The organism is Streptomyces sp. TRM64462 (assembly GCF_013362995.1).
Lineage (GTDB): Bacteria > Actinomycetota > Actinomycetes > Streptomycetales > Streptomycetaceae > Streptomyces.
The window spans coordinates 1-4707 of record NZ_JABWDV010000035.1 but is presented as its reverse complement, the minus strand read 5'-3'; the positions used below and the strand labels follow the sequence as shown (position 1 = coordinate 4707).

Below are 4707 nucleotides of genomic sequence, written 5' to 3'. Positions count from 1 at the left end.
CCCGCCGGGGTGCCGGGACCGCGTACGGACGCCGACGCGCGGCCCCGTACGGGCGGGCACTCACTGCGTGGTTGACACCACGACGGTCTTGGCCACCTTGTCGTGCAGGCCCTGTTTGTAGGGCTTGTCGATGAGGATCAGGATGAGCAGCAGCAGCGGCCACAGGCAGGCGCAGCAGATCAGCGCGGGCAGCCACAGCACCAGCGCCCGGATCAGCGCGGGGTTCACGGGCGGCACGCTGCCGTCGTTGAGCATCGCGACCCGCAGCCCCAGCAGCCGCTTCCCGACGGTCTGCCCGTTCCGCTTGGCCACCATCAGGGTGTCGTACGCGACGTACACGACGATCGTGATGAGCTGGAACGCCCACTGGCCGCCGTCGTCGTTGGCCGTCCAGATGTCCCCGAGGTCGGCGTTCTCGTCCGTGGCGCGGTCGTAGATCCCGAACGGGATCCCGAGGACCGCGAGCGGGACGACGATGATGAGCCAGTCGACGATACGGGCCAGGACGCGCCTGCCCGTGTCCCCGAGGGGCGGCATGCCGGCGAGCGGGTCCGTGCCGCCGTAGCCGTACGGGCCGCCGCCGTAGGGCCCGCCGCCGGGTGGACCGCCGGGCGGGCCGCCGTACGGTCCTCCGGCGCCCGGTGGGGGCGGCGGAGGCGGAGGTGGCGGAGGTGGTGTGCCGCCGCCCTCGGGAGGCTCGGGCGGCGGCTTGCGGAACGGGTCGTCGCCGGGCGGCCGCTCCCGGCGCGGGTCGTCCTCGGGCGGCTGACCGGACGTCGGCGGTTCGTTGCTCATGGGGGCAGTGCATCCCGCCCCGCCGGGGCCCGCATCCGCTCATGTCCGTTCGGGGGACGGTGCGCCGCCCGGCGGGCCGACGGCCACCCGTCCGCCACCCGCCCGCCGCCCGGGCCGCCGCCCGGGCCGTCTGACGCCCGGTCGGCTACCCGGCGGCGACGAACGTGCGCGCGGCCTTGTCGTGCCAGCACTGCCGCCACGGACGGTCGACCAGGCACCACAGGACGTTGACGACACCCACGACGAGCAGGCCGAGCACCCCGTACAGCAGCCAGCGGCGCAGCGCGGCACCGAACGACGGCGGTTCGTGCGACTCGATGTCCCGCACCTGGAGGCCGCACAGCTTCTTGCCGAGCGTACGGCCCCACTTGGCGACCGGCAGCGCCTCGTACAGCACGCCGATGACGAGGAGCAGGCCCAGGGCGATGCCGAACTGGACGGACGTCGTGCCGTCCACGAGCCAGACCTGGACGGTCTCGCCGGACCGCTTGGCCTGCTCGATCTTGTCGAGGATGTGGTCGACGCCGCTCATGACGAAGGGCGCCGCCGCGGCACCGGCGAGGGCGCCGAGTACGACGGAGTCGACCAGCCGGGCCAGCAGCCGCCTGCCGAGGCCCGCGGGGCGGGCGTTGGCCTTCTCCTGGGCGGCGCGGATGAACGGGTCGTTGACGGGCGGCTTCCACGGCAGGACGGGCTGCTGGTCGGCGGCGTCGCCGTGCCCGGACGCGGGACTGGGCGCGAGCGCCGGGGTCGCGGCGGAGGCGGGGGCCGGCCGGTGCTGCTGGGCCAGTTGCTGCACCTGCTGCGGCCAGGACGTGGCGCCGCCGCCCTGACCGGTGGTCACGGGGGCGGCCGCCTGGGACGGTACGGAGGGGGTGGCGGGCGCGGCCGGGGAGGGGTGCTGGGGCTGGGGCGGGACCAGCGGGGTGTGGGCCTGGCCCTGTGCCGGGGCCTGGGGCTGGGCCTGGGCCGCCGGGGCCTGGGGGCTCTGGTGGGCCTGGGGCGCCTGGGCCTGGCCGCCGCGGGACGCGCGGATCGTCACGGTGCCGTCGCCGGCCGGGAGCCGGGCGTCCCGGGGCGCGGACTCCGGGTTCCGGTTCCGGCTCCGGCTCCGATCCGGGTCCCGGTCCGGTTCGGGTTCCGTCGGGACGCGGCGCATGCCGGGCAGTGCCCCGCCCGACGGGTCGGCCGCGTGGCCCGGCACCCTCGGGTCCTGGGCGCCTCCGGAGCCGGAGCCCCAGGAGACCTGGCGGTCGCGGTCGTCGCCGTAGCCGCGCTGGCGGGACAGGTCGGCCTGCCAGGCGGACGCGGGCTCGGGCCCGCCGACCGGTTCCGCTTCCCGTTCCGGTTCCCGGCCGGGCTCCACACCGGGCCCGGGCTCGGACGCGATGCTCGGGTCCTCGTCCAGGAAGACGGGCCCGGTCTCGTCCACGCCCTGCACCGGCGCGGGGGCGGGGGCGGGCGCCGGGGCGGGGACCGCCGATGCGGGCGGTGTCGGCATGGCCTCACCGTCCTTGGGCGCCGGACGGCTCGTACCGGGGACCCAGGCGGCACCGTTCCAGTACCGGATGTATCCAGGAATGGAGGGGTCTGGGTAGTACCCAGCTGTGGGGCTGCCGTCGCCGGTTGCCGGGGTTGGGGCGCTCATCACCGTGGTCCCGTATCTCCTCGAGGGCCTCAATTCAAGGCACCACATCTATCAGACCGCCGGATGCCCCCGGGCCGCTCCGCGGGTAACGGCCGCCATCCGGTCACAGCACTGTCACGCAAAGTAACAGAAATTCTTCGGCGAAAGTCGCGTAATGAGACGGCGGGAGGCCGCTCTCCCTCTGTGCGGCCCGTCCGGGCCGCACGGACCCGAGAGGGAGGAACACCATGTACGAGACCACGGTCGTGGAGCGCGAGCTGGAGCTGAACCTGGTCCTGTCGCCGGAGCGCAGCGTCCCCGTGCCGGCCCGGCTGACGTACCGCACGGCCGACCCGTACGCGGTCCACATCACGTTCCACATCGGCTCGGAGCACCCGGTGCACTGGACGTTCGCGCGGGAGCTCATGGTCGAGGGCGTCTTCCGGCCCTGCGGGCACGGGGACGTACGGATCTGGCCGTCGAAGGTGAACGGGCGCAGCGTGGTGCTGGTCGCCCTGTCGTCCCCGGACGGCGACGCGCTGCTGGAGGCGCCGTCCGCGCAGGTGTCGGCGTGGCTGGAGCGGACGCTGCGGGTGGTGCCGCCGGGCACGGAGTCGGAGCGCCTGGGCATCGACGACGGGCTGGCGGCGCTCCTGTCGGCGGATCTCTAGTGCCTTCGGCAGGGGCCCTTCAGTGGGGCCGTCAGCGGGGCCGTCAGAACAGCTTGCCGGGGTTGAGGATGCCGAGGGGGTCGAAGGTGTGCTTGATGCCGCGCTGCATCTCCAGGCCGACCGGGCCCAGTTCGCGGGCGAGCCAGTCCTTCTTGAGGACGCCGACGCCGTGTTCGCCGGTGATGGTGCCGCCGAGGGAGAGGCCGAGCGCCATGATGGCGTCGAACGACGCACGGGCGCGGCGGGACTCGTCGGGGTCGGTGTGGTCGAAGCACACGACCGGGTGGGTGTTTCCGTCGCCGGCGTGGGCGCAGACGCCGATGGTGAGGCCGTACTCGTCGGCGATGGCGGCGGTGCCGTCGAGCATCTCGGCGAGCCGGGACCGGGGGACACACACGTCGTCGATCATCGTGGCGGTGGAGACGGTTTCCAGGGCGGGCAGGGACATCCGGCGCGCCTTGAGGAGGAGTTCGGACTCGGCGGTGTCGTCGGCCGGGACGACCTGGGTGGCGCCGGCGGCCTCGCAGAGCTTCGCGACGGCGGCGAGGTCGGCCGCGGGGTCCGGGGTGTCGAAGGCGGCCAGCAGGAGCGCCTCCGTGCTGTTGGGCAGGCCCATGTTGCCGAGGCGGTTGACGGCCCGGACGGTGGTGCGGTCCATCAGTTCGAGCAGCGAAGGGGTGTGGCCGCGCTCCATGACGGCGCAGACGGCGGCGCAGGCGTCGGCCGTGGAGGCGAACTCGGCGGCGAGGGCGAGCTGGGCGGGTGGCTTCGGTTTGAGGGCGAGGACGGCGCGTACGACGATGCCGAGGCTGCCCTCGGAGCCGACGAAGAGGCGGGTGAGGTCGTATCCGGCGACGCCCTTGGCGGTGCGGCGGCCGGTGGTGAGGAGACGGCCGTCGGCGAGGACGACGTCGAGGCCCAGGACGTACTCGGCGGTGACGCCGTACTTGACGCAGCACAGGCCGCCGGAGGCGGTGCCGATGTTGCCGCCGATGGTGCACATCTCCCAACTGGAGGGGTCGGGCGGGTAGTACAGGCCGTGTTCCGCGACCGCGTGGGACAGCGTGGCGTTGACGACACCCGGTTCGACGACGGCGATCCGGTCGGTGGGGTTGATCTCCAGGATGCGGTCCATCTTGGTGAGGGAGAGGACGACGCATCCGTCGCTGGCGTTGGCTGCGCCCGACAGGCCGGTGCGGGCGCCCTGCGGGACGACCGGGACGCGCAGCGCGGTGGCGGTGCGCATGACGTGCTGGACCTGCTCGACGGTGCGTGGCAGGGCCACCGCGGCGGGTGTGCCCGCGGCGCAGAAGCTCGCCATGTCGTGGGCGTAGGAGGCCGTGACGCCGGGGTCGGTGAGGAGGGCGTCGGCGGGGAGGCCGGCGCGCAGCCGTGCCATCAGGTCGTCGGCGTGGTCGGGGTTGCCGGGCAGCTCGTCCATGATCCCAGCGTGGCACCCGGGGCCATCGGTGTGAACCGGGCGTGTGCCGGGCGCGGGCGCGCGGGGCCGTCGCGGGGCCGCGCGCACAGTGAGCGGCATGAAGGGCACTAAGGGCACGAAGTTCACGAAGGGTACGAAGGGCGGGCAGGGCATGAAGCCCGAACGGGTCTCCC

General features: G+C 74.1%; 4 protein-coding genes. 1 reads left to right on the top strand and 3 read right to left on the bottom strand.

Annotation, left to right across the window (positions count from 1 at the left end; genetic code table 11):
* Positions 1–60: 60 nt before the first annotated feature.
* Together HTZ82_RS01750 and HTZ82_RS01745 are read right to left on the bottom strand one after the other, a co-directional pair.
* Complete coding sequence (locus HTZ82_RS01750; protein ID WP_175407462.1) at positions 61–795, bottom strand: RDD family protein; 735 nt, start codon at positions 793–795, stop codon at positions 61–63.
* Positions 796–940: 145 nt separating this feature from the next.
* Positions 941–2443, bottom strand: a complete 1503-nt coding sequence (locus tag HTZ82_RS01745; RefSeq protein ID WP_175407461.1) for an RDD family protein — start codon at positions 2441–2443, stop codon at positions 941–943.
* Between the two features lie 227 nt (positions 2444–2670).
* Here HTZ82_RS01745 and HTZ82_RS01740 point away from each other — a divergent pair, with 227 nt between their 5' ends.
* The gene (locus HTZ82_RS01740) at positions 2671–3093 is read left to right on the top strand and encodes an SsgA family sporulation/cell division regulator (protein WP_175407460.1); all 423 of its coding nucleotides are present in this window, start codon (positions 2671–2673) and stop codon (positions 3091–3093) included.
* Between the two features lie 43 nt (positions 3094–3136).
* Here the strand turns inward: HTZ82_RS01740 and HTZ82_RS01735 are convergent, their stop codons facing one another.
* On the bottom strand, positions 3137–4534 hold the full coding sequence (locus HTZ82_RS01735) for an FAD-binding oxidoreductase (RefSeq protein WP_175407459.1): 1398 nt from the start codon (positions 4532–4534) through the stop codon (positions 3137–3139).
* Positions 4535–4707: the final 173 nt, after the last annotated feature.